The following is a 26,220-nucleotide window of genomic DNA, read 5'->3' as shown; positions in this document are numbered from 1 at the left end:
TGCCGGGTCATATCCTGTTAGTTGTCCGTGTTAATCAGGGCAACCTCTCCCAACTCAATACCACGGTAACCGGATTTTGGCGCCCGCTTTAAAGGCGGCAACGAGAACTGCAGACCGGTTATGGCATCCAGGGACAGCGGTGCCTGGTCGAACGGGCCAGCTGTGACAGGCATAAATGTGGGATAGGCACGGGTGAATAACAGCGGAACCGGTTTAAAGGCAGACAGCGGTATCACCAGTGTTTTCCATTCTTTGCTGACCGGGAAGTCTGTGCCGTAAGCCAGACCATCGTTGGCGATAAAGCCCAGTTGCAAGCGGTCACTTCCGCCTGAAGCACGTACGCGAAGTGCAACGGCATCGTAGTCATCCAGCTTTCTGTCAGTCAGCCGGTTGCCCACAGCCAGATCGGTACGCAGTAGCGGACCGCCCTGCTGAATCATTTCATCAAACACGTTGAGGACCACCGTAGCGCCCTCTTGTGTTGCCGAACTGGCAGGCCAGCTGACGGTGTCCTGAGGCGCGATAAATGTTGAGCGGTCTCTGGCCGGGTCTAACAGTGTGACCGGCGTATTTTCCGGCTGCAGTAAGGTATGGTAAAACGCGGTATTCAGAAAATCCCAGTTCTGCGGCTTGCCTTTTTGCTTGCCGGGGAATGTCCACACATCGCCGCTGTCTTCCACGGTAATGGCGTATTCAAGTTTACCGGGTTTTTGCCATGCTTTGTCATCAGGCAAACTGGCTTGCCAGGTAACGCCGTCTGTTGAAGTCATCGGGATGGATTCCCAGGCGTTATAACCCTCGTAACGAAGCTGAAGGGTAACCGAAGGCGATGCACTGATGGCCTCTACGCTTGCAGTAATGGTCAGCGGTTCGTTTACGTTGCGCTTACGCTCAGGGTGATGCACCACCATGGCCGTTTTGGCGGTGAGCGCAGGTAATAAGAACTGCGCATCCTCAACCGGTTGCGTATCTTTGTTTACCGACAGCAAATAGATGCCGGGCGAAACGGCGAATTTGCCATCATCAGCCTGAATACTGACGGTATTGTCTTCGTTTTGACCGTGGACGAAAAAGGTGTTCCCGAGGCCCTCCAGGGACACATCAAACTCACGCGAATGGGAGTAAAGTCGGGCTACTTCACGTTGTAAGCTTGAATTTTGATGGGGATCTTGCAATGTGAGGACATCCGGATACACCTCCAGTCGCCACTGGTCGTTACTCAGCTTATCGAGGAAATACGCCCCCGAACCGTTGTAGCTCACCACCGGCGAGCTGCCCACACCGGCAACATGAGTAAGACGTTCAGCGTCTTCAGGTGCCTGCGTGGTAGAGTTAGAATAATAATATTGCTGTCCGTCGTCGTACTGACTCAGGTCCTGGTCGTATGACAGTGTGACATCGCCAAACTGGTTGCTTTCAGGATAGGCAGGCGCCTGATAATCGTCCGGCAATGAACGGAATGCTTCACCGGCTATCATCAGACTGATGGCCTTGGAGGGTGTGTACAGCAAGTTCAAAAAGTGGGTGTTGTAGTCAGAGTTTGTGCCGGCTATTGCAGCAGGGTCGTAAGCAAACTGGGTCGCCCACTGGAATCCGCCATCACGGAAGCTACGGGCCATTGCCGGATACATTACACTGCGGGTCACATCAGCAGCATCAAACTCATAAATCATTTTTGCTTTGGATGCACAAGCATCAATATCTGCAAAAGGATTGGTGTAGGTCGCCACAGAAGGCAGTACATTGGTATTCAGTGCACTGTATTTCAGCAGGCCTGTGGGATACCACTGAAATGCAACACCATCCACATTGCTGTTACAAATCGCTTCAGCAAAATCCGGCTGATTTCCCTGTTCTGACAGGTTATAGAAAAGTGGCTTGGTTACACCGGTATCTCTGACAGTCGCCAGCAGAGTATTAACGTAGGCAGCGCTTTTTTCAGGGGCCTGGTGGTGCTTAGGTTCATTGAAAAGCTCAAAAGCGATGATATCAGGGTCACTGCCAATTACTTTACCGGTAAAACGGTTTTTGTGAGCCATAAACTGAGTCAGGTAGCGTTGCTGGGCTTTTATCAGCTCAGGCTTTTCGTTCATATCGTTTTTGCTGAAACCCACTGCAAACCCCGGCTCGGAAGGATCGGGTTCCGGATAACCGGCTCCCCACCAGGCGATTGGCGTCAAAATGGCTTTGATACCCCTTTCCTGCAAGCGCATCATCAGATAATCGAACAGTTCCACATATTCGTTATCAAGCATGTTGCCCTGTTTATCTGTGATAAGTTTGTCCCAGACGTGGATCCGGTATGCATCCAGTTTCAGACGGGCAATATGGTCCACATCCATATCGATGGCCGCTTTATGGTCAATTCCCCGGCGGGAAATGGCGCGATAGCCGTAGGCAAACGGCGCGCTGTAGTTAACGCCGAACAGATACACCGGCTCACCACCGGCCCACAGTAGTTTGCCGTCTGATACAGAAACCGGGGTAGGGTGTTTCACTTCCGGAGAAGCGGCAGCAGGTTGGGAAACCATTGCGGCTAACAACGTGGTAGCCAGAAACGTGGTAGAAAATCGCTGTTTAGGTATCAATCGTGAAAACATCATCACTCTTTCTCTGAATTCGTTACAAATAGTCGCCGGATCAACAGACATAACAGTCTGTTTTATTTCCCGCTCTGGTATCCGTCAGGGTTGCCTGACTGCCAGTGCCAGCTGCTTGATACCATGCTGTGCAAATCGTGCTTTGCTTCCCATCCTAGTACCTTCTTAGCATGGTCTGAATTGGCATAGCAGCAGGCAACGTCCCCGGGACGGCGGGCTACAAGCTGGTAAGGGACGGGCTGTTCGCTGGCGCTGGCATAAGCATTCACCATTTCCAACACTGAAATACCGTTGCCCGTACCCAAATTGAATATATGACTACCGGGCTGACCATGCAGGGTTTCAAGGGCTTTCACGTGGCCATCAGCTAAATCACACACGTGAATATAGTCGCGGACACCGGTGCCGTCAGCAGTAGGGTAATCGCTGCCAAATACCGACAATGTCTCACGCTTTCCAACGGCTACCTGGGCGATAAAAGGCATGAGATTATTGGGGATGCCGTTAGGATCTTCGCCAATTTTGCCGCTATCGTGGGCGCCGACAGGATTAAAGTAGCGCAGGATAATGCCACTGAATGCGCCGCTGGCCTGACAGAAGTCCTGAATGATTTGTTCCACCATCAGCTTACTTCTGCCATAAGGATTTGTTGGCCCTAATGGAAAATCTTCAAAAATCGGCACTGACTGCGGATCGCCGTAAACCGTGGCAGATGAACTGAATACCAGCGTGTGTACGCCCGCATCGTTCATTGTTTCAATGAGCGTCTGACTGGCTGTCACGTTGTTGCGATAATACAGCATTGGCTTTTCTACCGACTCGCCCACTGCTTTTGAACCCGCGAAATGAATAACGCCGTCAATGTGGTGCTGGCTGAAAATGTGCTTCAACGTGTCTGCGTCACCCGCATCACCTTCATAGAAAGGGACGGGGCGCTGGCAAATTTGTTCAACACGCTTCAGCGCTTCAGGGTGACTGTTTGAGAAGTTGTCTAACACCACCACAGAGTGGCCCGCTTCAATAAGGGCGATGCAGGTATGAGTACCTATGTAACCTGCGCCGCCTGTAACAAGAATATGCATTCTGTAGAGTCCTGTTCTGTTAGAAAGTCAGCGTTGCCGGCTTCAGATTTTTACCTGAAACCGTGACTGTTGCGCCTTTAAGCGTATCCCCGATTTCCAGCAATAACGCACCTTCGCCCCTTGCTGTAACAACAGGGCTTTGGTTGAGCAGTTTGATGTCGCCTTCAACTGTTGCTGACAGGGTGATGTTATTTGCAAATACGGGATTACCTTTATCGTCCACGAGTTGCGCATAAACAAACACCTTGTCATTCACTCCGGTTGCCGGCGCAACGCCTGACTCGTCGATGTTTAACCGGATGCCTGTCGCGTTTAAAGCGGTTGTGACACTGTGATCCGCAACGACGGCATTATCGATGATGGCTTCTGCGCGCAGGGTGCCGGCTTCAAACTGACCAACATCAAAAGTGAATGGCGGGTGAGCCAGATGCGCTGTGAGCGGAGTATTGTCCGGCTGTTGTTTTGCTACTAACTTGTCGTTCAGGTACAACGCGACTTCCTGAGCGTTAGAAAATACGCGTACCTGTGTACTTGAGTCAGGTTGCCAGTCACTGGCGACATAAACCATCGGGCCACTGTCGTACCGGGCGTCCAGCTGGTCGGCGTCCCGCTGGCTGCGGTAAAAGTAATAGCTGTACTTAGGCTGGCGGTAGATACTCATGATGCCCGAGGATTCGATGTCGTCAGAGTAACCCCGGTTGTAGTCGAACATGACCCAGTATCCGTCGGCAAACGCGGGCACAGTAAAGTTGTCGTTATGGGCTTCCTGCAGGTTTAACGCTTGCTGCAGCAAACGTTGTTCTCCGCTGTTCAGTAGCTGCCGGCTGGTCCGTTCGTCTTCTTTCAGGTTCTGCCAGGAGTCCTGGTTTAACCCGGCGTTTTGCGCATAGTATTCCCAGTCGCCGTATTCTGAAACGATATACGGTTGCCCGGGTGTTTCATAATGCTGCAAGCGGTGCTGGCGGGCCTGAACAAAAATATCATAACCATATTCCCAGCCTGCGGAGAAAGCCCCGGGAAAGTGCCGATGCACAGTGTCTGACAAGGTGGCAATGAATGCGTCCGGCATGTCCGATTCGTTCAGCGAACATTCCCAGGCAATAACACTGGCGTAATTACGGTCCCGGCGGATTAAGTCTTCGCAAGACTGCACAATGTGCGCCTCAAACGCAGGATCGCTGTTGTAGTACTGCCAGCCCAGCACCGCGTCTAAAAGCACCAGTCCAAGCTCGTCGGCTGCTTCCATGAAGGCCTGCGAATGAGGGTAATGGGATAACCTGACATAGTCGAAACCGGCGGACTTAATTTTCACCGCATCGCGGTAGTCGGCCTGTGCAGAGGTTGCGTAGCCCGTAAACGGGTATTCCTGGTGTCGGTTAACGCCACGGAGGAAGGTTTTTTTGCCGTTAATCAGTAACTCATGCTTATCGTTAAAGGCAAATTCCCTGATGCCGATTTTACGGGTTTGGGTTTCTGTTACTTGCCCTTCACGGGAAAGGGTTGTCGTTAAGGTATATAAGCTTGGCGAATCCGGTGACCACAGTGCAGGCGCATTAACGCTGAGAGTCTGCTCAAAGTGCTTATCACTGCCGGCCGATAACTGGTAACTCTCTGTCTCTGTAGCCAGTGTTTTACCATTGAAAGATAAAGACTGAGTAAGCCGGAAAGTCTTTGCTTCATTATAGTGATTCGCAATTTGCGTCTTAACGTTTACCAGTGCTTCGTCTTCGCTTACCTTTGGATAGGTGACAAATACGCCGCCGCCAGCCACTTCCTGTGCCAGCATTTCATCGGTAATCATCAGCTTGTCTTTTACCAGCAGGTTAACATCGCGGTACAGGCCGCCGTATGTGTTGAAGTCCAGCAGGTGAAGCGGTTTAGGGCCGGTAACCGGGTTATCGCGGTTATCCAGTTTTACCCGGAGCAGGTTTTCACCGGGTGTTAAAAATGGGGTCAGATCAAGGGTGAATGGCAGATAGCCACCAGTATGTTCTCCCACTTTCTGTTCGTTCAGCCAAATTTGTGCACTGTTCATGGCTGCTTCAAAGCGAATGAGGACTTCTTTGTCAATCCAGTCCTCCGGCATGGTGAAAGACTTCTGGTACCACGCCGTGCCCTGCCATTGATCGTTGACCACCTCAGGCTCAAGTTGAGGAGTGTGAGGCAGGCTTACATTTTCCCAGTCACCTTTAATGTCTTCGGGCAATACGTCATCTTTTGATTTTTTAAACTGCCAGGCTTTGTTAAAACCAATAGTCTGGCTTACAGGTTGCTGTTTTTCAGTAGTCTGCAGCACAGCCGGTGAAGATGATGATTCAGGTTGATCAGCAGGTTGGCAGGCTGTGAGCGTCCACAACCCCCCTAAAATACAGGTAAGACGAATAGCGTTGATCACGTTAATTAGCCTCTGACGGGTGGTTAGGTATTCGGATTTGTGTGAAAGCAGAAAAAGGAAATATCGCCGGACCCTTTGAGAGAGTCCGGCGAGTTTTTACCTTACATTGAGTACTGGAAGCCGACTAAGTAGCGACGGCCCCACTCGACATAGCTACCCACACGACTTGGATCGTTATCGAAGTATGTGTGTGAAACCTGATTTGTCAGGTTCTGACCTTGCAGCATCAGCTTGAAGTTTTCTGTCACTTCATAGGAAATGCTGGCATCAACGGTCGCTTCGTCGTCAATGGTGTAGATTTCAGTGGGTTCCCAGCTGCCTACACGGGTATATTCACTGCGGTAGTTGTACGATACTTTCGCATCAACACCGGCTTTGTAATACCACAATGTCAGGCTGCCTACGTGTTCAGATAAACCGCCCATTGGTAACGGATTTTCCGCAGGGGTAAATTCTGTCACGTTGCTGTCGGTGAAGCTGTAGTTGGTATAAATACCCAGGCCATCGAAAGGAGACGGCAGCATAGAGAATGCCTGCTGATACATCACTTCGAAACCGCGGATTTGACCACCGTCGCCATTTACCGGGCCGCTGAACTGATAGTCCACGCCATCCAGTGTCAGTACATCAGTCGATGTGCCCACATGGGTCTTCAGATCTTTGAAGAACACTGAGAATGTGAAAGCCGTATCTTCAGAGAAGAAATGCTCGTAGCCTAAGTCAATCTGGTCAGCCACGAAGGGGTCCAGCGAAGGATTACCGCCTGATGCCGTTTTCACTTCAGACTGCGTGTTTAACTGGAAGCCGGTACGCATTTCAATCAATGGCGGACGGGACATGGTGCGGGCAAGGCCCAAACGGATTTGCGAGTCTTCTGTGATACTCACCCGCAGGTTCAGAGACGGCAGGATTTCAGTATAACTGTGATCTACCGATACCGGAGCAAAACCTTCTTCATTTTGCTGAACACCCGATGAGGTAGAACTCGTATGTACGTAGCGTACACCTGCGTTACCCGTATAAGGCACACCAAACATTTCACCTTCAAGGTTGAACATGAAGTAAGCGGCTTTATTGGTTTCCTGCAGATTCCAGCTGGCAAATAAATCGTCGTTTGTGGGCTCGTGATTACTACGGTCGTCAATGCCACCGAAGGCCTGATCGACTGTGCCTTGCCAGTCGTTGATAGTGTAAATGTCAGGGGAGACCAGACCGCCACCTAATGCATAGCTGCTGGCGTAGCCTGAGTCAGCCGTTCCGGTGACACCTTGCCACCAGCTGATTACACTGTTGTCTTTTTCCCGATCTGACCAGCGTACGCCGTAGCTGAACTTCGTCGCATGACCCCAGTCAATATAACGGGAAAAGTCCAGTTTGATCGTCAGCATGTCATCTTCAAGCTCACGATCTTTATCTACCGTCATACCATTTAAGGTGTAGTAGTCCGGGTTGCTGATATCTACATCGGAGGTGATGGCCAGACTGTCGCCGGTAACATCCCAGCCAATATCAACAGGCGTGGGACCTGTATAGTCAGACGTCAGGTTTACCCATCGTGAAGTAATTGATGCTGTTGAGAAACCGATATCCGCATTCACTGTCCACACGTCACCTTGCCAGTCCAGATTCAGACCTGTACTGATAAGCTCATTTTCCTGGAACCATGTAGCGTTATTGACCGAATGTGCGCCCCACAGCATGCCACCGGCAACCAGTTGCTCTGAACCGTCTGCTTTTGTGATGACTTCCGGTGTGGTAGCAGAGTTCTGGTAGTTCCATACGCTGCCGTTTGCCCAGTTACCCCAACCATCAAACCATAACTGGTCTTCACGCTCTTCAATATCAAATTTTGAGTAGAACAGGTTGTATTTCACTTCCAGAGAGTCAGTGGGGATCCACTGTACAACACCCATGGTGCCTACACGCTCAGTGCTTCCGCCTTTAGTGCCTGACTTACCACCCCAGGGAGCGGCTTCAGTAATACCATTGTCATTCACGTCGCCTTGTTCTGCGGCAACTTTGTTGTAGGAATAAGAGGTAGTTTCACGTTGAACGGAAGGTTGATCCTGATAGGCAATACCAAAAGCGAAACCCAGGGTGTCAGACACCGGTTCAACAATGCTGAAACTGCCGCGCTTGCCCTGTGCATCTGCAGTAGGAATGTCGTCGGCTAACGGGTAGTCCATCAGATGGCCTGAGATGGTCAGTTGACGCTCGTCTTTTGACAGTGGCTCAACGAAGTTCATGTTCACCAGACCTGAGATACCCCCTTCTGTCTGGTTCGCCATCGGGCTTTTGAATACTTCTACTGAGCTGATTAATTCGGCAGGGAACTGCTCGTAACGTACGCTGCGGCTTGGCTCGCCGCTAACGATTTCACGACCGTTCATGGTTGCCAGGTTCAGGCGCGGGCCCAAGCCACGAATAGAGATGATGCTGGCATTACCACGGTCACGATCAGCGGCGATCCCGGGTAAACGGGCCAGTGCATCGGTAATAGTAACGTCAGGAAGTTGTCCCAGATCGTCAGTAGAAATGATCTCTACCGTCGAATCAGCAAGTTTTTTGTGCTGAAGGGATTTTGTCAGCGTGCTTCCGAAACCACGTACCGTAATAACTTCGGTTTCGTCTGCAGGAACGGCTGTATCTGTGTCAGTGTTTTCCTGTGCAACAGCAGTTGTCAGCGTAAGGCATTGTGCGAGTGCCGCTGCAGTCAGGCTTAATTTAAATTTATTATTCATACGTAACTCTCAGGGTAAACGTTTACTCATCGTGTCCTAATAATGCGTTGGAGCACGTAGGTACTGTGAGAAATCAGGCGAGACACTGTAGGGCACAGACTGCTATCATTTCACAATAACAACTTTATAACATGAATGGGTAAACGTTTACCATAGATCTTGTGAAATTTTTCTAAAAAAGCCATTTGTGCCTGTAAAATAGCCGTTATTGGAGAGAAAACGATTACATTAAAGCGAAAATTATTAACTTTAGATGTTAATAACTTAATTCGCGGACATCCGTCCGGTCAGGTTAACAAAACGGACCGTCAGTACAGCTCGACAGCGTTTCAGCGTGTGATAAATTCTGACTCAGAATTGAAACAGGTTGGGGCCGCGGGTGTATAAATCCGGAAAAAACCTTGTACGACAATTAACTGGCTGCCACAGCTTTTATTTAACGAAAATATTCCCTTAGCCAGAGAAGAAAATCAGGTATACTGGCCCACTATCACAAAATTTACAGCGACTGCACGGGCAGGGAACAACGTTGAGCAGCAACGTTAAATCCGCCAGAAATCCGCAAAAAGTGTGCGGGGCGGGTGGCTGTGAATTCATAAGTCACAGACAAAGACAGAGTTAACAGGAGACATCGATGGCAACGAAAGGCGTCAACAAAGTCATATTGGTCGGTAACCTCGGGAATGATCCTGAAGTTCGTTACATGCCAAATGGAAACGCCGTAGCAAACCTGAGTCTTGCTACCAGTGAAAGCTGGAAGGATCAACAAGGCCAGATGCAGGAACGTACAGAATGGCATCGGTTAACTATGTACCGTCGTCTGGCGGAAATCGCCGGTGAATATCTGAAAAAAGGCTCACAAATTTACGTTGAAGGTAAATTGCAGACCCGTAAATGGCAGGATCAACAAGGTCAGGACCGTTACACAACGGAGATCATTGTTGACCAGATGCAAATGCTTGGCAGCCGCGATGGCGGTGGTCAGGGCGGTCAGGGTGGCGGTGGCTACCAGCAACGTCCTCAAGGTGGAAACCAGGACGGCAACCAGGGTGGTTACAACAACAACCAGGGCGGAGGCTATCAGCAACGTCCACAGGGTAACAATCAGGGCGGCGGCTACGGCGGTGGCAATCAGGGTGGAAACCAGCAAGGCGGCGGTAACAAGCCGCCTATGGCCGAGCCTGATTTTGACTTTGATGACGATATTCCGTTCTAGGAAAGTCATCGTTCTGAACAAGAACACAAAAATATTCATACTCACAAACCCTGCTTTTTGCAGGGTTTGTTGTTTTTGTTCTCCGGAAAATTCCAGTTATAATTATACCTGATAGGTGCAATGGTAAATGGCGATTGGATTTATATCTGGCAAAGCTCAATGATGTAGTTCGTCAACTGACGACTTACTATTTCAGGAGTTTTTATGCATGCAATCAAATGGCCACAGCAATATCAGCCGGGGTATACCGATAATTTTTGTTCCAATGAGGTAATCGTTAAGGCACTGGATATTCACAAAGTATGGTCCCTGCTGGCACAGCCTTCATGCTGGCCACAGTACTATGCCAATTCTGCCAATCCGGTAATTCATAACAGCAACCGTGAGGCGCTCAAAGCCGGCGATACCTTTTACTTTGAAACCTTCGGTTTTCCCGTTGAATGTGAAGTGGTGGAATATCAGGCTCCGGAGAATGAACAGCCCGGTCGTATAGCCTGGCACGGCTGGAGCGGAGAAGGTGAAGACAGGCTGGATGTACATCATGCCTGGCTAATTGAAGAATTACCCGGTGACAGACTGCGCATTCTGACCCAGGAAACTCAGGTTGGTGAGCCTGCCAAAGCGCTGGCGGTTGCCAAACCTAATCCTATGATCAATGGTCATCAGGAATGGCTGGACGGGTTAGTGTCTGCTGCCCGCCAGTAATTTTAATTACAGTTAAACGGATTCTGCATGTCAGGGCTTAAAAATATCGATTTGAATCTGCTCAAGGTGTTTCTCACCCTGATGGAAGAACAGAACGTGTCGCGGGCCGCAGAGGTCTTGTCGGTGAGTCAGCCGGCAGTCAGTGGCATGCTGAACCGTTTGCGTCAGAACCTGAATGACCCGCTTTTTGTCCGCAGCCAGAGAGGCATCGTTCCCACGGTCAGGGCGCAGGCGTTAGCCGGTCCTGTAAGACGTATCCTGGACGAACTGGATACCGCACTGCAACCGGATGATCTTGACCCTCAAAAAGTGTCTATGACATTGAACGTAGCGGTGACGGATTATTCGTTGAACACCGTGATAACGCCTTTGATACCGCGCTTCAGAGAGCTGGCACCTGAACTTAAAATTGCCTGTCACTGGTTAAATGAATCCACGCTGGCAGAAAAGATGGAGCGGGGAGAATTAGATTTAGCTCTGGTGACACCTGAAACCACGCCGCTGGATTTGAAATCCCGCCTGCTTTTTGAAGAACACTATGTGTGGGTGATGAGACAAGCACATCCGCTTGCAGAAACAGCTCCGGACGTGACGACCTTTTGTCAGGCCGGCCATGCCATCGTGTCGTACAACGGTGGTGCGTTTTCCGGTATCACTGATGAAAAACTGCGTGAACTTGGACTTTCCCGCAACGTTGTACTGTCGGTACCCGGCTTCTTTGTACTTCTGGATATGGTCAGGACCAGCGATCTTTTTGCCGTGGTTCCTGCCAGAATTGCCCGTCAGGTACCGGATCTCAAAGTGCTGCCGTTGCCAGTGGATGTGCCCGGTTTTGCCAAGCATCTTGTATGGCACGGGCGTACCCACCACAGCCCTGTGCACGGATGGATCCGGCAAGCTTTCAGGTTGTAGCCTGAAAGAGAGTGTTCCGGGAAGGGTTTTTCCTGTTAGTATTGCCGGCTTACCGTGCCTGGATGAAGTAGCCGGCACCGGAACTTTACTGTTGAACGGACACCCTGGATTGCTCATTTGAAACTTTGGCTCAGAAGACTACACCTTGTGCTGGCGCTGATTTCAGGACTGTTTATTACCTGTCTGAGTGTGACCGGAGCGCTGCTGGTTTACGCCAAAGATATCCAGATTCTTTCACAACCTGATAAATGGCAGGTGTCATCACAGGATGAAGTACTTCCTCTTTCACGTCTGATGTCCGCCGTTGAAACAGAAACCGGACAACCCTTTGCCATGTTGATGCCGGAAACGGATCCACAGCTTGCCTGGCAGGGAAAGCTGGCGAACGATGAGTATGTCAGTGTCAATCCTTATACCGGTGGTGTTGTGTACCGGTATGACTACTACACCACTATCTACGGCTTCACGATGGCTTTGCATCGCTGGCTATTGTATGAGGACGGAGAGAAGGGCAAGCCGTTACGTAACTGGGTCTCGATAAGCGCACTGGTACTTATCTTCGAGCTTTTACTGGGTTTTTACCTGTGGGTGAAACCGAAAAACAGGTTAAAGCGGCTGGTAATCAAACGCCGCGCAAAGTTACGCATCCTGATGTATCAGCTTCATACAGTGCTGGGTGTCTACTTGTTGGTACCGCTTCTCTTAATTGCGTTTACCGGCATGGCCTTCAACTGGAAAAAGCCAACGCAGCAGGTCGTCGAAACCATCACTTTTTCAGAGGTGGAAACCCGGCCCGTACCCGCGCGGCTAACAGCGTCTGAATCGTTATTGCCTGCCGCCATCGATATCGCTTATGGCCGGGCAACAACAATATTCCCTGATGCCGGGTTATTCCGCATCTATTTCCCTCTGAAAGCCGGTGAACATATTGGTTTCAGAATGCAAAACCCCGGCGAGTCTCATGCTTACAGCTGGGTATGGGCTCACCCGGTGACGGGGCAGGAAACCGGACGTTACGATGCCTCTTCGGCAAACGTTGCCACGCAGGTCTGGAATTTCAAATATAAGTTTCATACCGGCGATTTTGCCGGCCCTTTGGTTCAGTTCTTATGGTTCTTTGTTGCTCTGTTGCCTGCTTTTTTTACCGGCTCAGGGATCTGGTTCTGGTACAAGCGACACGACAAATAAGTCATATCCCGACAAGATAATGAGAATAATTTTCATTATCTTTACATTGCCTTCCTACACCTTTAGTATAACGCGCCTTTCTTCTTGTTATATTTCTTAAAAGAGTTTTCATGTCTAAATTTTCCCTTTCTCTCGTGGCGTTGGCTGTCAGCACCTCTTCAATGGCTGTCGAAACGCAAACAGACGATATTGAACGTATTATTGTTTCCGGAAGCCGTGTTATCGAAAGTATCGATGAAGTGCCGGCATCCATTACAGTCATCTCTCAGCGCCAGATTGAAGAACATCTTAAGGTTAATCCCGAGCTTCAGAGCTTGCTGGCACAAATGGTCCCGGGACTTGCTCCTGATACAGGCAGCTCAAGCAATACCGGTCAGTCGTTGCGGGGCCGGGCGCCTCTGGTCATGATTGACGGTGTGCCGCAGTCAACGCCGCTGAGGAATGGTTCACTGGGGATTAAAACTATCGATCCCAGTGCTCTTGCACGTATCGAGGTGATTAAAGGTGCCACGTCAGTATACGGAAACGGTGCATCAGGCGGCATCATTAACTACATTACGAAGCAAGCTACAACACAGGACAGCCATAAAGGGCAGATCAGTCTGTCATCACGGTTCAGTGCGGTAAAAACAGAAGAGTCCGCCGGCGCCAGGGTATCCGCAGCGGTTAACGGGAAAGCCGGTAACTTTGATTATCTGCTGACTGCCAGTTACGAAGAAAACGGCGTGCAGCGGGATGCAGAGGGCGATATTCTTGGCTTGCAGTACGGGCTTTCAGACGCGGAAACGCAGAACTACTTCACTAAACTGGGTTATGAATTTGATGACGAAAAGCGCCTGCAATTCAGTTACAACTATTTCAGCTCTCAGCAAAAAACAGATTTAGGGGATGTGGCCGGCGACATTAATCAGGGTGAGAAAACCTACGCAATTCACGTTCCGGAAGCCCTTCAGAAACAGGGTAAGCCCCAGGGGCCTGACGGAAATGAAAACATTACTGTTAAATACACCGACAGCAATATTTTCACCAACACCGAAATGACCCTCGATGTGTATTCGCAGGACATAGAAAATGTGTTTTTCTTCTCGCCGAACCTTGCAAATCCTGACGAGGGTTACGACGGGGGCCAGTCGATTATCCGTTCTGAGAAACGTGGTGCCAGAGCCACATTCAACACCATTGTCGACTTCGATGGCGTGGAAGCAACATTTATCTATGGTGTTGATGCCTTGCAGGACACCACTTCACAGCCTCTGGTGGATGGCCGGGTGTGGGTACCTGAAATGGACATGGACAGCATTGCCGGCTTCCTGCAGACCAAGTGGGTAATTCAGGACGATATTATTGTGAAAGCGGGCGTCAGAAGAGAAAGCATTGACTTAACTGTCGATGATTATGAAACACTCAAGCTTTGCCGTACTGCAACACAATGCTCTGTACCGTTACAGGTAAAGGGAGATACCATTGATTATGATGCCACGACGTACAACATAGCTATCAAGTACAACTGGAAGGATGTATTCAGTCCGTTTATTAACTATTCACAGGGTTCAGATATCGCCGATATTGGCCGTTTACTCCGCGCAGCAACAGTAGACGATATCGGTCTGATTCAGACAGAAGCGTCCATTATCGATAACTATGAAGCGGGTTTCACCTCCCTGTTTGATAATGTTCGTATTGAAGTGGCTGCTTACCGCAGCACTTCTGAACTGGGCACCACAAACCAGTTTAATGCCGTTACCGGTGTGTATGAGCCGGTGCGTGCACCGCAGGAAATCTGGGGATATGAAGGATTGGTTGACTACCGTATTTCTGACACCCTGGGTGTCGTTGCGACATACAGTTACGTTGAAGGTAAGAATACTGAAGCCGATATCTATTTAGGCTCGCGCCAAATCAGTCCGCCGAAGGCCACGGTAAATGTAAACTGGCGTCCCCTTGATAGTATGTCATTAACAGTAAGCTATTTGCACGTTGGCGACCGTAAGCGCTTTGCGCCCGATGCAGACGGGGAATATGTGGGAGATCAGGGTCCGGTCTCCAGCTACAACATTTTCAATGTAAGCGGAAAATATCAGTTTGCAGACAACTGGAATGCGTTTATGGGAATCGAGAACCTGTTTAACAGTGATTATTACCCGGCGCGGGCTCAGTCATACACCTACGGTGGCTACAATATTAAAGGTCTGGGTACGACAGCAACCCTGGGCGTGACCTGGTCATTTTAAGACGGGTCTTGCCCGTCTGAAAAGATGATGAGGCATTATCATTTTTTCCGGATGATGGCCGGCGAACCCGCGACTGTGGTGTTCGCCGGTACATCTTCAAACACCACTGCCCCCGCACCGACAATGGCCTGATTGCCAATATTGACGCCGGGTTGAATAACCGCATTAGCACCAATCCACACATTGTCGCCAATGGTCACCGGCGCATTATTCATATTGACGGGGGAATGAATTTCTCCTGTGTCTAATGGCACGGTACTGATGATGGCGCCCGGCCCGACAAATACCCCTTCACCAAGACGGATGTTTTGCTCAGCAATTAATGTCACATTGTGATTGAGAAAAACGAACCGGCCCAGTTCCACGGTAGCGTTACCTGACAAACAAAATACCGGCTCAATCCAGCAGGGACCGCGGCATGTGAAGAGAGCTTTCATTGCCTGTTTTTTGCTTTTAGCCGGCGCGTCTGCTTTGTTAAGTACATCGATGTAAGGCCCTTTTTCATCGCGGCGGGGAAGTGCCGCGCGTAACGAAGGCAGGCTCCGATCTGAAAATGGTAACGGGGTCAAAGTGCTTTCTCTTTTATAAGGGTTTGTTTATTATCGGATTCCGGAATTAAATTGCACATATGAGCACAGGTGTGAAGACTGAAATTATATTGATCCGGCATGGCAGACCCCGCTCAGCAGATAATATCCGTTGTACAGCATCAGGTTACGCGAACTGGATTCGAAAGTATAATGCCGCCGACCTTGACCCCAAAAGTAAACCCGCTAAATTACTGAGTCTTAACAACTACTTTGTCATGAGCAGCGATTTGCGCCGGGCCCGTTCAACGGCCCGATATTGCTGCGGCCATAGTGCCTGTGAGTACAGCAGTTTATTCAGAGAGATGGATATCCCTTATTACCGGTTACCGTTCCGGCTCAGAGCGTGGACCTGGGTTTATTTCAGTCGTGCCCTGTGGATGGCCGGGGCGGGCGGCAGGTTTGAAAGTTATAAAGACGCTAAAGCCCGGGCAGAAATGGCCGTTAACTTATTGGAAGTGCGGGCAAAGACCCATAAAAAAATAGTCATGTTTGGCCATGGAATGATGAACAGGGAAATTCGCAAAAGGTTGCAACAGCGGGGCTGGACAGTTGCAGAGAAGGATAACGGCTATTGGGGCGTTAATCGTCTACACTTAAACGGCTGACAGTACGCTGACACTTTTTTCTGCCGGCGCTGAATAATAACTAAGCGAATTAATCACTATGTACATTGGTTGGACAACTTATCTCAAACAACGTTTTCAGTCGAAGCGTGCCGGCATGGCTGTCGGTGTGTCGTTGTCTGCCGAAACTGCTACCTTCACGGCTTTGCGCAGTAAAGGCGGTGAATTCTTTGTTGTCTCTGAAGTTTCTGTGCTTTATTCCCAGTGGCAGGCGCAACTCAGTAAATGGGTAGCAAAGCAAAAGCTGTCCGGTGCAGAGTGCCATGTTGCGCTGGCGCAAAACTGGTATCAATTACTGCAGATTGACCGGCCCGACGTCAAAGATGACGAAATCAATGACTCTCTGGTGTGGCCGGTGAAAGAGCTTATGGGCTTCGACAAACCCATGGTGCTGGACTACTTTGACCTGCCTGTGCCATTGGCCGGCAATAAAAAGGTCAATGTCGTTGCTATGCCTGAAGACACCATAAAAGAGATTGTCGCCGGTTGTATCGAAGCAAATGTACGGCTGGAAAGTATTTCTGTTGAAGAGCTGGCACACTGCGCGCTACTGCCGGTCATGCAGGAACCGGTTATCACGCTGACGCAGGAAGCCGGAGAAGAAATTATTCTGAACGTCATCAAAGACGGTCACTTGTATCTCAGCCGCAGACTGAAAGGCTTCGAAAACCTGGGGAGTTTTTCTGCAGAAGAACTGAGAATGGGCGTGCTTGATTCATTATGTATTCAAATTCAACGTTCTATGGACTTTTTCGAAAGCCAGCTACGTCAGGCACCAGTACGTAAGGTGATGATTCGTATCAACGCAGCACAAACTGCAATCATTTTGGAACAGATATCACAGGCAGTTTCGGCTGAGGTGACTGAGTTGGATCTTGGCGGCGTGGTCAACGACCCGTCGGAAGTTATCTCTAATCTGAGCAGTCTGGGCATGGCGCTGACGCCTGCACGGAACAGAACGCTGTCTGCAAAACCGGTGGTGGCTGATGAAAAGTAATATCAACCTCTACCAGTCCCGCTTTGAACCACGCATTGATTACCTGTCATTGTCCAGCGTCAGTCTTGCCATTGGCGTTGTGGCTCTCATCGTACTGGTAACAGGCAGTATTTATCATTATCTGGCCAGCAGCGCAGAAGCTGAATACGTGAAGCTGCTGGAACGCAACCGCACCCATCAGAGCCAGATTGATGAATTGCAGGCCGAAGTAACAAACTGGAAAGCTGACCCTGCGCTGATCAAAAAGGTAGAAGACATCAAACTGGATCTCAGTAAGCAACGTCGTGTACTGGAAGAACTTGCTGCCCGCGCCCCGCTGCGGTTCAAAGGTTTCAGTATTCTGCTGGACGACCTGGCTGACAAACATGAGTCTGATCTCTGGATCGAGTCTATGGCGGTGTCAGAAACGAACATGACGTTTAACGGGCAGGTGTCTTCACCCCAGGCTTTTCCCCGCTGGTTACAGCGTTTAAGTGAAACCAGCAGTTTTAGAGGACGTAGTTTTGCTGCTGCGCGGGTGTATATGGACGAAGATGACGCCCTGAAATTCGAGCTGTCCACCCGCAGAACGGCATCAGCAACGGCTGCTGCGCCGGCACAGCAAAATGCGCCGGGTTTAACGCTGCCGGGAGGTGCTCAGTGAGCAAGCCTTCATTACACGTTAAATTTGAAGCGTTATCCCGGCGGGAAAAGATGATGACACTGGTATCCGGTATCGCACTGGTGCTGCTTACAGGCTTCACCTTCTTTATTGAGCCTGCCATGAATGACTTAAGCGAGTACAGAAAAGAACTGGCTGCCGAAGAAATGAAAAAGCAGACGTTACAGGCGCAACAGGCCCTGTTCGTGGAAGCGCTGTCGGTAGACCCGGATGCGGAAAAGCATGCTGAATATGATGAGCTGGTGGCTAAGAAGAATGATTTGTCCGTCAGCTTTTCAACACAACTCGACGAGCTGGTGTCGCCGGATGAAATGGTGTTGCTGGTGGAAGAAGTGTTTTCCCATACCCACGCTCTGACGTTGACTGAAATGTCGTCGGCTGAGCCCGTCTCTGTTTTTGCAGATAACGAATCCATGCAGGATGTAGAGCTTTATCAGCATGGCGTGACAATGACATTCAGGGGCAATTATTTCGACGTTAAGAATTTCATCGAAGTGCTGGAAACCCGCTCAAGGCAGCTCTACTGGCGGTCAATTGATTATGAGGTGACGGCATGGCCGGCGGCAGATGTCACCGTGGAAGTGTATACCCTCAGTACAGATAAGGCGTTTATCGGTGTTTAACAGATGCGGCAAATATTTGGTGTTTACCGGCATTCTGCTCATGATGAGCCAGCTTGTGCATGCCGGCGACCCGACCAGACCGGGACGGGGCTATAAAGGTCAGTCTTCTGCGGTAAAAACGCAGACCGGTTATCAGGTAACAGCGATTTTTAATCATGGCATGCGTCCTCAGGCCATCATTAACGGCAAGCTGGTGGCTGAGGGATATCAGTTCAGTGACGCAACCGTGAAAACAATTTTAAAAGATAAAGTGATTATCAGTCAGCAGCGCGACGGCCGCTGGCAACCGGTGACGCTGTCAGTGAATCCGGCATCATCAGATAAGTTTAGTATCCGCACTGCGGACTCATATTAGGGATCAGGCAATGCGTAAAGCCACCATCACCTTACTTGCAGCTTTCGTTTTGAGCGCCTGTCAGTCAGCGCCAAAAGAATCTGTTGTTGAGCGTTCGTTGAAAGACGAGTTGCAGGCACAGCTGGATGCTGAAAAGGCGAATAAGGCCACTTCTGAAAAATTGGATGAAGTACCGGATGCTGTGAATTCTGCGCTGATGACCGCGCCCGGACCTGCAGCTACGCCGGCGGCACTGCTTGGCCCTGAAAAATACGACATAAATGCCCAAAGCGTGGATGTGCGCCAGTTTTTGTCCGGGCTGGTTTATGACACGCCATACAGTGTGGCAGTGCACCCGGATGTGACCGGTTCGGTTACCCTCGATCTGAAGCAGGTGTCACTGGACGGGGTCATGTCATTACTCTCTGATTTATACGGATTCGATATCCAGAGACAGGGCAACGTATTTCGCGTGTTACCCGCGGGTATGCGTACCGAAACTTTCGCCGTGAACTACCTGCTGATGAAGCGTAACGGGGCGACTCAAACCAGTATCATTTCCGGCGGGGTATCGCAAAATGCCAATGGCGGAAACGGCAGTCAGTCCGGCAGCGGTAACTTCAGTAATTTTACCGGTAGTGAAATGGGCGGCAATGGCCAGTACAGCAGTATGTCCGGTAACAATAATGGCACAATGATCAGCACCCGCACAGAAACTAACTTCTGGGAAGATTTACAAACCAGCCTGGCGTCTATGCTTGGCACCGAAGGGGGGCGTGCGGTGTTTGTTACGCCTCAGGCTGGTCTGGTTACCGTCCGTGCATTACCGTCTGAAATCCGTGCAATAAAGCGCTTTTTGCAGATATCTGAAACCCACCTGCAACGTCAGGTAGTGCTGGAAGCCCGTATTCTTGAAGTGGTGCTGAGTGACGGCTATCAGCAAGGGATCAACTGGAATGAAATTATCGCTAATGTGGGCAGCACGAACTTCTCATTCGCTACCACTGCCGGCACGTTTGGCAACGCACTGACTCCGGATTTGGGCGGTATTACCAGTTTGTCTTTCCTCAATCAGGATTTCTCCGGTGTGTTGAATCTGTTGTCCACGCAGGGGAATGTTCAGGTGCTGTCCAGCCCCCGTGTTACTGCAACAAATAATCAGAAGGCGGTGATTAAAGTGGGTGACGATGAGTATTTTGTTACCGACGTATCCAGCCAGAATACGATTACAGCAACATCAACTTCAGTGGTCCCGGATATTGAACTGACGCCGTTCTTCTCGGGTATTGCGCTGGATGTTACTCCCCAGATTGACGATAAAGGCAGTGTGCTGTTGCACGTGCATCCTTCTGTTATTGAAACCGAAGAGCAGACTAAAGTTGTTACCCTCAACGAAGAAGAAATTGTGCTGCCGCTTGCACAAAGCACTATCCGGGAATCTGACACGGTCATCCGTGCCTCTTCGGGAGAAATTGTTGTTATTGGCGGCCTGATGCAAACCACCATTACCGATAATGAAAGTAAAACGCCGTTGCTGGGGGATATTCCGGTGGTGGGGAACCTGTTCAGAAATAAACGTCAGCAGGAAACCAAAAAAGAACTGATCATACTGCTTAAGCCCACTGTGGTAGAGCCCGGCACGTGGAGTAAGCAAATCGAAATGAGCCGTTCGCAGATGGCTGAATGGCTGTACGTGGAATAAGTCATGTATCTGAGTCACTTTGGCCTTCAGGAGCCGCCCTTCACGTTGACGCCGAATACCCAGTTCTACTTCGGATTGCCCAGCCATAATGAGGCAATGGAAGTACTGAAAACGGCGCTGGACGCAGGTGAAGGCTTTATCAAAGTGACCGGCGAGGTGGGTACGGGCAAAACCCTGCTGTGCCGGAAATTGCTTAACGAATTGCCGGATAACTTTCCCTCCGCTTATATTCCCAACCCCATGCTGTCACCGGAAGAGTTTCGTCGTGCGGTAGCCGCTGAAATTGGTGTGGTGCTGGATGTGGGAGGCGATCAGCAGCAATTTACCCGTCAGATTGAAGCCAAACTGATTGAAAAAGCCAAAGAAGGGTTGTCGGTGGTGCTGATCGTCGACGAAGCCCAGGCCATGCCTGAGGAAACGCTGGAAGCGCTCAGACTTATGACCAATCTGGAAACAGAATCCAAAAAGTTACTTCAGGTGGTGCTGTTTGGTCAGCCGGAGCTCGATCAGAAGCTGGCTACACCCAGATTGCGGCAGCTGAAGCAGCGCATTACTTTCAGCTACCGGCTGGCATTGATGAATGTGGATCAGGTTGAGCAGTATGTGCAGCATCGATTGCAGGTCGCCGGATACAAAGGAGCGCCGGTGTTCGGCCACCGCGCCTGTCAGATGATGGTGTCTGCCTGCCGCGGAACCGCAAGGCTGATTAACGTTGTCTCTCATAAGGCTTTAATGCTGGCCTATGGTGAAGGAAAACATGAAGTGACATTGGAGCATATTAAATATGCCGTGAAAGATACCGAAGCCACACAACGGCGGATAGCCGGTATGTCTCTTCAAGCTGTTGGCCTCGCTTCGGCGGGAGTGGTTATCGCGGTTACTGTCATCGCTGGCATGTGGTTCAGCGGAGGCGCGGCATGAGTGTCATTAATAAAATGCTCCGTGACCTTGAAGGGCAGAATAATCAGGGCGGCAACACAAAAAACTATAAACCGTCCTCATCGGAAGACGATGGCAGAAAGAGCCGGTTGATTATTCTCGGCGTGTTGCTGCTTGCCGCAATTGCATGGAGTGCGTTTACTTTTCTGGTAGATGCCAAAGACAGCGGGGACAGAACCGCCCCACCGGTCAAAGTCGTAACTTCATCGGATAACCAAGCCGGACCTGCGCCGTTATCATTGAATACCTCGTCATCTCCGGTCTCTGATGAATCTGAGCCGGAGCCGCGTCTTACCGCATCAGGAGATAGCAGCCTCACCGCAATAGCACCGCCTGATAATACATCAGTTGCCGTTACAAATAGCTCAGAGCCAGCCCCGGTAACGCCGGAGAATATACCGCAGGCCGGAGTCCGGACAGCGTCACAAGCCGGTGATAATGGTCCGGTCATTGTTTTTAATCAAGTTCAAACAGAATCACAATCCCGGCAGGAAGAGGCTGTACAAATAACGGCTCCGGAATCTGCAGGCAACCGTGTACCGGTAACAAAACCGGAAAAAGCACATAGTAAAACCGCTGATACAGGGGTGATGAAAGTCACTAAGTCGCAGCCTGCCGCTGTGGAAGCTACACTGCGCGATCAGATTGCCGGTGAGATGAAAAAAGGCAATATGCGTGAAGCCACCCGTCTGCTGATACTGTTATCGCAACGGGAGCCGGATAACCTTGATGTCCGCAAGAAACTGGCATCGGTGTATTTCGCAGAAGGACAAGTAGAGCAGGCGCAGCAAATACTGGAACAGGCACTCGTGAAAGCACCGGCGAATACCAGTATCCGGTTGATGCTGGGGCGTCTTTACACTCAGCAGAACTTGGGCGAACTGGCCTGGGAAGTGATCAGTCAACCGGTCGTCACTACCGACACGGACTTTTTGGGATTTCGCGCAGGTTACGCCAATCAGCAGCAAAAATACGACACAGCGATCAATGATTACCGGGCGCTGACAGAACTGCAGCCTGCCACAGCGCGCTGGTGGTTAGGTTTAGGTATTGCTGCAGACAAGCTTGATCAACGACATCTGGCGGTGCAGGCATACCAGAAGGCTCTTAACAGACAAGGGCTTGAAGGCGATGTTGAAATATTCGTCCGGAAACGGATTAAGGATCTCTCGGAGTAATTATGAGTCAGACGAAAATCCGCTTAGGAGATCTGCTGGTACAGGATGGTTTAATTACCGATGAGCAGCTGGTACAGGCGCTGGGGGAACAGCGTAAAACTGGCCGTAAGCTGGGTGCCACACTTATTTCCATGGGGTTGGTGACAGAGCAGGAGTTATTAACGTTACTCTCCCGCCACCTTAAGGTCGCGCTCATCAACCTCGACCAGTATCAGGTTAATGCCAGTGCCGTAAAGCTATTACCGGAAATTCAGGCCCGCCGGTACAGAGCGCTGGTTATTGAAGACAAAGGTGACCGGTTGCTGGTGGCGATGAGCGACCCGGCTGACCTCAACGCGCAGGATAACCTGTCGGATCTGTTGCCCAAACCATTCGATATGGCAGTGGTCAGCGAAGCGCAACTGTATAACGCCTACGATACCCATTATCGTAAAACCGATGAAATCGCCTCTTTCGCTCATGAGCTGGCAGAGGAATATCAGGAATCAGATAACTTTTCGTTAAGTGCCGGTGTGGAAGAAGAGCAGGACACCGCTGTTTCCCGGTTACTTCAGTCAATCTTCGATGATGCGGTCATTGCCAAAGCCTCAGATATTCACATTGAGCCGGATGAAAGCAAGCTGCGAATACGTCAGCGTGTCGACGGTGTGTTACAGGAAACTGTTATTCCGCAGGGAAACATTGCTGCAGCACTGGTATTACGCCTGAAGCTGATGGCCGGTCTGGATATCTCTGAAAAGCGGTTACCTCAGGATGGCCGTACCCAGGTAAAAGTACGGGGACACCGCATTGACGTGCGTTTATCAACCATGCCGGTTCAGTCCGGTGAAGCGGTGGTAATGCGTTTGCTGGATCAGTCAGCCGGAGTATTAACACTGGAACAGACCGGGATGCCCGCGCCGCTGTTGAAACGTTTCCGCACTTTGTTACAACGCCCGCACGGCATGATTCTGGTTACCGGTCCTACCGGTTCAGGGAAAACAACGACCCTTTACGGCGCGCTGAGTGAGCTGAATAAACCGGAAAGAAAAATCATCACTGTTGAAGATCCTGTGGAATACCGTTTACCCAGGGTAAACCAGGTGCAGGTTAACAGCAAAATCGACCTGACTTTCTCCAGTGTACTGCGTACCACATTGCGTCAGGATCCGGACATTATCATGGTGGGGGAAATGCGGGACCAGGAAACAGTGGAAATTGGTCTGCGCGGAGCATTAACCGGTCACCTGGTATTGTCAACGTTACACACCAACGACGCTGTTTCCAGTGCTATCCGCCTGCTTGACATGGGAGCGCCCGGCTATCTGGCGGCCAGTGCATTACGGGGCGTTGTTGCCCAGCGTCTGGTCCGTAAAATTTGTGACAGTTGTGAAAGTGTTTACACCCCCACCCCGGAAGAGGTGTTCTGGCTTAAACATGTCGATGAATCCCTGGGTGAAGTGGTATTTAAAAAAGGTCGCGGTTGCCAGAAATGTAATCAGACCGGCTACAAAGGCCGGATTGGTGTGTTCGAACTGCTGGAACTGAATGACGCCATGATGGATGCGCTGAAGGTTGGGGATACCGTGGGCTTCGCGCAACATGCCAGAGAAAGCAACCGTTACCGGCCGCTGGCTTACGCCGCATTAACCTACGCGAAAATGGGCATGACCACCGTTGAGGAAGTGCTCAAGTTGTCTGAAATGGTCGCCGATACCTCAGATACAGACGTGGAAAAAGCAGAGGACACGGGTGATGGCCAGGTTTAGTTATACTGCCCGTGAAAGAACGGGTGAGTTAACCGAAGGAATTATGGAAGCTACGGACGAGAGCGCCGTGGCAAAGCTGCTGCTGGCCCGCAATGTCATCCCCATCAAAATTGTTGCGAGCAAAGATGAGCCGGCTTCCGGCTCTGAAAAATCCATGGATGTCCACTGGTACACGCCGAATGTGTCGCTGGACGAACTGGTTATCTTTTGTCGTCAGATGTTTTCACTGACCCGTGCCGGTATTCCTATATTGCGGGCCGTCAGCGGTTTGGCTGAGTCCAGTAACTCGGTGCGAATGCGTGTAGCCCTGCTTGATGTTATCGCCCAGTTAGAAAGGGGGCGCAGTTTGTCCTCGGCGCTGCATTTACACAGCGACATTTTCAACCAGCTTTTTGTGAGCATTATTCACGTAGGCGAGAATACCGGTCGTCTGGATGATGCGTTTTTACAGCTGGCTGAGTACCTTGAACGGGAGCAGGAAACCCGTAAGCAAATTAAAGCCGCCACACGGTATCCTGTTTTCGTGCTGATCGCTCTGGCACTGGCCTTTGTGGTGCTCAACGTGTTCGTTATCCCTAAATTTGCCACCATGTTTGCCAAATTCGGTGCAGAACTGCCCGCCATGACCAAAGTGCTGCTGGCCATTTCTGATTTCATGCTTAACCGCAGTTATATTCTTATCGGCATTATCGCCTTAATCAGCTACGGCATTTACCGCTATGTGAGTACCGAAAATGGCCGGTATAAATGGGATCGTCTCAAGCTTCGTCTTCCCGTGGTGGGAGACATCATCCGCCGCTCATTGCTGGCCCGTTTCAGCCGCAGTTTTTCTATGATGCTTCATTCCGGTGTGCCCCTTACTAATGCCCTTAATCTTGTGGCGGATGCGGTCGATAACGCTTATGTGTCTGCTTCTGTTATTGAAATGCGCCAGCGCATCGAGAAGGGCGAGAATTTAACCCGGGTCAGCCGTGCCAGCGGACTCTTCACCCCGATGATCATGCAAATGATTAACGTGGGGGAAGAAACGGGGCGGGTAGATGAGCTGCTTGCCGAGGTTGCCGGATTCTATGAACGGGAAGTGGATTACGACCTGAAAAGCCTGACTGCGAAAATTGAGCCGTTCCTGATTGTGATTGTAGCCGGCATGGTACTGATTCTAGCTCTGGGTATTTTCTCCCCGATGTGGGACATGATGAGTGCGATAAAGGGGGGCCGGTGAGGAAAAGTAACGCCGCCGCAGTGAATGAACAGCGCAAGATGTTCCTTGGCATCATTTCAACCCTGGTGTTTGCCATTTTAATGGGCAGTTTTATCGTCTACTTCTACGAATCGGAGCCGAATTTGAAAGGCCAGATCCTGTTCCGCTTCGGCGATAAACTCGAAGACAGTGCTGTCAGCGCACACTGGCAGTGGCAGGCCGAGGGCCGTCCGGAGCGTATTTTGCTGGTGCACTATAATAGTGAAGGTAAAGAGACCGATCGCCGTCCGGTGGTGATGGGAGCAACGGGCTGGCCCGGCGTTAAACATACAGATGACGGCTGCCGGAAGCTGTGGCAGATGTTACTGAATCAGCCTATGGAAGTGGATGGTTTCAGAGTCCGCGGCGATTTTTACGAAGGTGATACAGAGTCGGGTGAGCCGGTTAATGCTTATTGCCGGTTCGGACTGAGCAGCGGTGACTATTTTGATTATGCAATTTATCGCGGAGATGTGACCTATGAAGATGAGTGATCCGGTACATCGCCAGCATGC

General features: G+C 50.4%; 21 protein-coding genes. 16 read left to right on the top strand and 5 right to left on the bottom strand.

The window, feature by feature from the left end; translation table 11 throughout:
• Window positions 1–17 precede the first annotated feature (17 nt).
• The 4 genes from J3369_RS19600 to J3369_RS19585 all read right to left on the bottom strand — a co-directional run bounded on the left by J3369_RS19600 (window position 18) and on the right by J3369_RS19585 (window position 8,818).
• A complete protein-coding gene (locus tag J3369_RS19600) occupies window positions 18–2,651 on the bottom strand; it encodes a hypothetical protein (protein WP_349590116.1) in 2,634 nt (877 codons plus the stop codon).
• 11 nt (window positions 2,652–2,662) lie between these two features.
• Window positions 2,663–3,682: a UDP-glucose 4-epimerase GalE gene (gene galE, locus J3369_RS19595; protein WP_349590113.1), complete on the bottom strand. Its 1,020-nt coding sequence runs from the start codon at window positions 3,680–3,682 to the stop codon at window positions 2,663–2,665.
• A gap of 19 nt (window positions 3,683–3,701) precedes the next feature.
• A complete protein-coding gene (locus tag J3369_RS19590) occupies window positions 3,702–6,077 on the bottom strand; it encodes a glycoside hydrolase family 2 protein (RefSeq protein WP_349590110.1) in 2,376 nt (791 codons plus the stop codon).
• A 101-nt stretch (window positions 6,078–6,178) separates the two neighbouring features.
• Window positions 6,179–8,818, bottom strand: coding sequence for a TonB-dependent receptor (locus tag J3369_RS19585; RefSeq protein WP_349590107.1), 2,640 nt, complete (start codon window positions 8,816–8,818; stop codon window positions 6,179–6,181).
• A 634-nt stretch (window positions 8,819–9,452) separates the two neighbouring features.
• On the opposite strand from J3369_RS19585, the gene ssb reads away from it, so the two are divergent.
• The 5 genes from ssb (at window position 9,453) to J3369_RS19560 (ending at window position 15,070) form a co-directional block, all read left to right on the top strand.
• A complete protein-coding gene (ssb, locus tag J3369_RS19580; protein WP_303572157.1) occupies window positions 9,453–10,034 on the top strand; it encodes a single-stranded DNA-binding protein in 582 nt (193 codons plus the stop codon).
• Between the two features lie 204 nt (window positions 10,035–10,238).
• On the top strand, window positions 10,239–10,739 hold the full coding sequence (locus tag J3369_RS19575) for an SRPBCC family protein (protein WP_349590103.1): 501 nt from the start codon (window positions 10,239–10,241) through the stop codon (window positions 10,737–10,739).
• 27 nt (window positions 10,740–10,766) lie between these two features.
• Window positions 10,767–11,651, top strand: a complete 885-nt coding sequence (locus J3369_RS19570; protein ID WP_349590101.1) for a LysR family transcriptional regulator — start codon at window positions 10,767–10,769, stop codon at window positions 11,649–11,651.
• A 117-nt stretch (window positions 11,652–11,768) separates the two neighbouring features.
• Window positions 11,769–12,839, top strand: a complete 1,071-nt coding sequence (locus J3369_RS19565) for a PepSY-associated TM helix domain-containing protein (protein ID WP_349590099.1) — start codon at window positions 11,769–11,771, stop codon at window positions 12,837–12,839.
• A gap of 110 nt (window positions 12,840–12,949) precedes the next feature.
• Window positions 12,950–15,070 (top strand): TonB-dependent receptor, encoded by a 2,121-nt coding sequence (locus J3369_RS19560; protein WP_349590096.1) that lies wholly within the window; start codon window positions 12,950–12,952, stop codon window positions 15,068–15,070.
• A gap of 38 nt (window positions 15,071–15,108) precedes the next feature.
• On the opposite strand, the gene J3369_RS19555 is transcribed toward J3369_RS19560, so the two are convergent.
• Window positions 15,109–15,639, bottom strand: a complete 531-nt coding sequence (locus J3369_RS19555; RefSeq protein ID WP_349590093.1) for a DapH/DapD/GlmU-related protein — start codon at window positions 15,637–15,639, stop codon at window positions 15,109–15,111.
• 59 nt (window positions 15,640–15,698) lie between these two features.
• Here J3369_RS19555 and J3369_RS19550 point away from each other — a divergent pair, with 59 nt between their 5' ends.
• From J3369_RS19550 to J3369_RS19500, 11 genes are read left to right on the top strand one after another with little or no spacing between them, the layout of a single operon-like run.
• Entirely contained in the window at window positions 15,699–16,265 is a 567-nt protein-coding gene (locus J3369_RS19550; protein ID WP_349590090.1) for a histidine phosphatase family protein, read from the top strand.
• A 58-nt stretch (window positions 16,266–16,323) separates the two neighbouring features.
• Complete coding sequence (locus J3369_RS19545; protein ID WP_303572150.1) at window positions 16,324–17,280, top strand: MSHA biogenesis protein MshI; 957 nt, start codon at window positions 16,324–16,326, stop codon at window positions 17,278–17,280.
• Entirely contained in the window at window positions 17,270–17,923 is a 654-nt protein-coding gene (locus J3369_RS19540) for a PilN family protein (protein WP_349590087.1), read from the top strand. The genes J3369_RS19545 and J3369_RS19540 overlap by 11 nt, the downstream gene beginning before the upstream one ends.
• The gene (locus tag J3369_RS19535) at window positions 17,920–18,564 is read left to right on the top strand and encodes a hypothetical protein (protein ID WP_303572148.1); all 645 of its coding nucleotides are present in this window, start codon (window positions 17,920–17,922) and stop codon (window positions 18,562–18,564) included. The genes J3369_RS19540 and J3369_RS19535 overlap by 4 nt, the downstream gene beginning before the upstream one ends.
• Window positions 18,557–18,919 (top strand): hypothetical protein, encoded by a 363-nt coding sequence (locus tag J3369_RS19530; protein ID WP_303572147.1) that lies wholly within the window; start codon window positions 18,557–18,559, stop codon window positions 18,917–18,919. Before J3369_RS19535 ends, J3369_RS19530 begins: the two co-directional genes overlap by 8 nt.
• A 10-nt stretch (window positions 18,920–18,929) precedes the next feature.
• A complete protein-coding gene (gene mshL, locus J3369_RS19525; RefSeq protein ID WP_303572146.1) occupies window positions 18,930–20,600 on the top strand; it encodes a pilus (MSHA type) biogenesis protein MshL in 1,671 nt (556 codons plus the stop codon).
• Between the two features lie 3 nt (window positions 20,601–20,603).
• Window positions 20,604–21,521: an ExeA family protein gene (locus J3369_RS19520; RefSeq protein ID WP_303572145.1), complete on the top strand. Its 918-nt coding sequence runs from the start codon at window positions 20,604–20,606 to the stop codon at window positions 21,519–21,521.
• Window positions 21,518–22,717 carry a tetratricopeptide repeat protein gene (locus tag J3369_RS19515; protein ID WP_349590083.1) on the top strand — a complete coding sequence of 400 codons (1,200 nt, stop codon included), beginning with the start codon at window positions 21,518–21,520 and terminating at the stop codon, window positions 22,715–22,717. The genes J3369_RS19520 and J3369_RS19515 overlap by 4 nt, the downstream gene beginning before the upstream one ends.
• Window positions 22,717–24,465, top strand: coding sequence for a GspE/PulE family protein (locus J3369_RS19510; protein WP_303572581.1), 1,749 nt, complete (start codon window positions 22,717–22,719; stop codon window positions 24,463–24,465). Before J3369_RS19515 ends, J3369_RS19510 begins: the two co-directional genes overlap by 1 nt.
• Window positions 24,452–25,687 (top strand): type II secretion system F family protein, encoded by a 1,236-nt coding sequence (locus J3369_RS19505; RefSeq protein WP_349590080.1) that lies wholly within the window; start codon window positions 24,452–24,454, stop codon window positions 25,685–25,687. The genes J3369_RS19510 and J3369_RS19505 overlap by 14 nt, the downstream gene beginning before the upstream one ends.
• A complete protein-coding gene (locus tag J3369_RS19500; protein WP_349590077.1) occupies window positions 25,684–26,199 on the top strand; it encodes a hypothetical protein in 516 nt (171 codons plus the stop codon). Before J3369_RS19505 ends, J3369_RS19500 begins: the two co-directional genes overlap by 4 nt.
• Window positions 26,200–26,220 lie beyond the last annotated feature (21 nt).

The organism is Alteromonas sp. NFXS44 (genome assembly GCF_040148705.1).
Classification (GTDB): Bacteria; Pseudomonadota; Gammaproteobacteria; order Enterobacterales; family Alteromonadaceae; genus Alteromonas.
The sequence above is the reverse complement of the archived record's forward strand: the minus strand, read 5'-3'. Positions and strand labels throughout refer to the sequence as shown.

Excerpts from the sequence above, each read along its gene's own strand:
- J3369_RS19600 (WP_349590116.1), bottom strand. The coding sequence starts at position 2,651 with ATGTCTGTTGATCCGGCGACTATTTGTAACGAATTCAGAGAAAGAGTG.
- J3369_RS19520 (WP_303572145.1), top strand. The coding sequence starts at position 20,604 with ATGTATCTGAGTCACTTTGGCCTTCAGGAGCCGCCCTTCACGTTGACG.
- J3369_RS19540 (WP_349590087.1), top strand. The coding sequence starts at position 17,270 with ATGAAAAGTAATATCAACCTCTACCAGTCCCGCTTTGAACCACGCATT.
- ssb (WP_303572157.1), top strand. The coding sequence starts at position 9,453 with ATGGCAACGAAAGGCGTCAACAAAGTCATATTGGTCGGTAACCTCGGG.
- galE (WP_349590113.1), bottom strand. The coding sequence starts at position 3,682 with ATGCATATTCTTGTTACAGGCGGCGCAGGTTACATAGGTACTCATACC.
- J3369_RS19545 (WP_303572150.1), top strand. The coding sequence starts at position 16,324 with ATGTACATTGGTTGGACAACTTATCTCAAACAACGTTTTCAGTCGAAG.
- J3369_RS19570 (WP_349590101.1), top strand. The coding sequence starts at position 10,767 with ATGTCAGGGCTTAAAAATATCGATTTGAATCTGCTCAAGGTGTTTCTC.
- J3369_RS19515 (WP_349590083.1), top strand. The coding sequence starts at position 21,518 with ATGAGTGTCATTAATAAAATGCTCCGTGACCTTGAAGGGCAGAATAAT.
- J3369_RS19575 (WP_349590103.1), top strand. The coding sequence starts at position 10,239 with ATGCATGCAATCAAATGGCCACAGCAATATCAGCCGGGGTATACCGAT.
- J3369_RS19550 (WP_349590090.1), top strand. The coding sequence starts at position 15,699 with ATGAGCACAGGTGTGAAGACTGAAATTATATTGATCCGGCATGGCAGA.
- J3369_RS19560 (WP_349590096.1), top strand. The coding sequence starts at position 12,950 with ATGTCTAAATTTTCCCTTTCTCTCGTGGCGTTGGCTGTCAGCACCTCT.
- J3369_RS19505 (WP_349590080.1), top strand. The coding sequence starts at position 24,452 with ATGGCCAGGTTTAGTTATACTGCCCGTGAAAGAACGGGTGAGTTAACC.
- mshL (WP_303572146.1), top strand. The coding sequence starts at position 18,930 with ATGCGTAAAGCCACCATCACCTTACTTGCAGCTTTCGTTTTGAGCGCC.
- J3369_RS19585 (WP_349590107.1), bottom strand. The coding sequence starts at position 8,818 with ATGAATAATAAATTTAAATTAAGCCTGACTGCAGCGGCACTCGCACAA.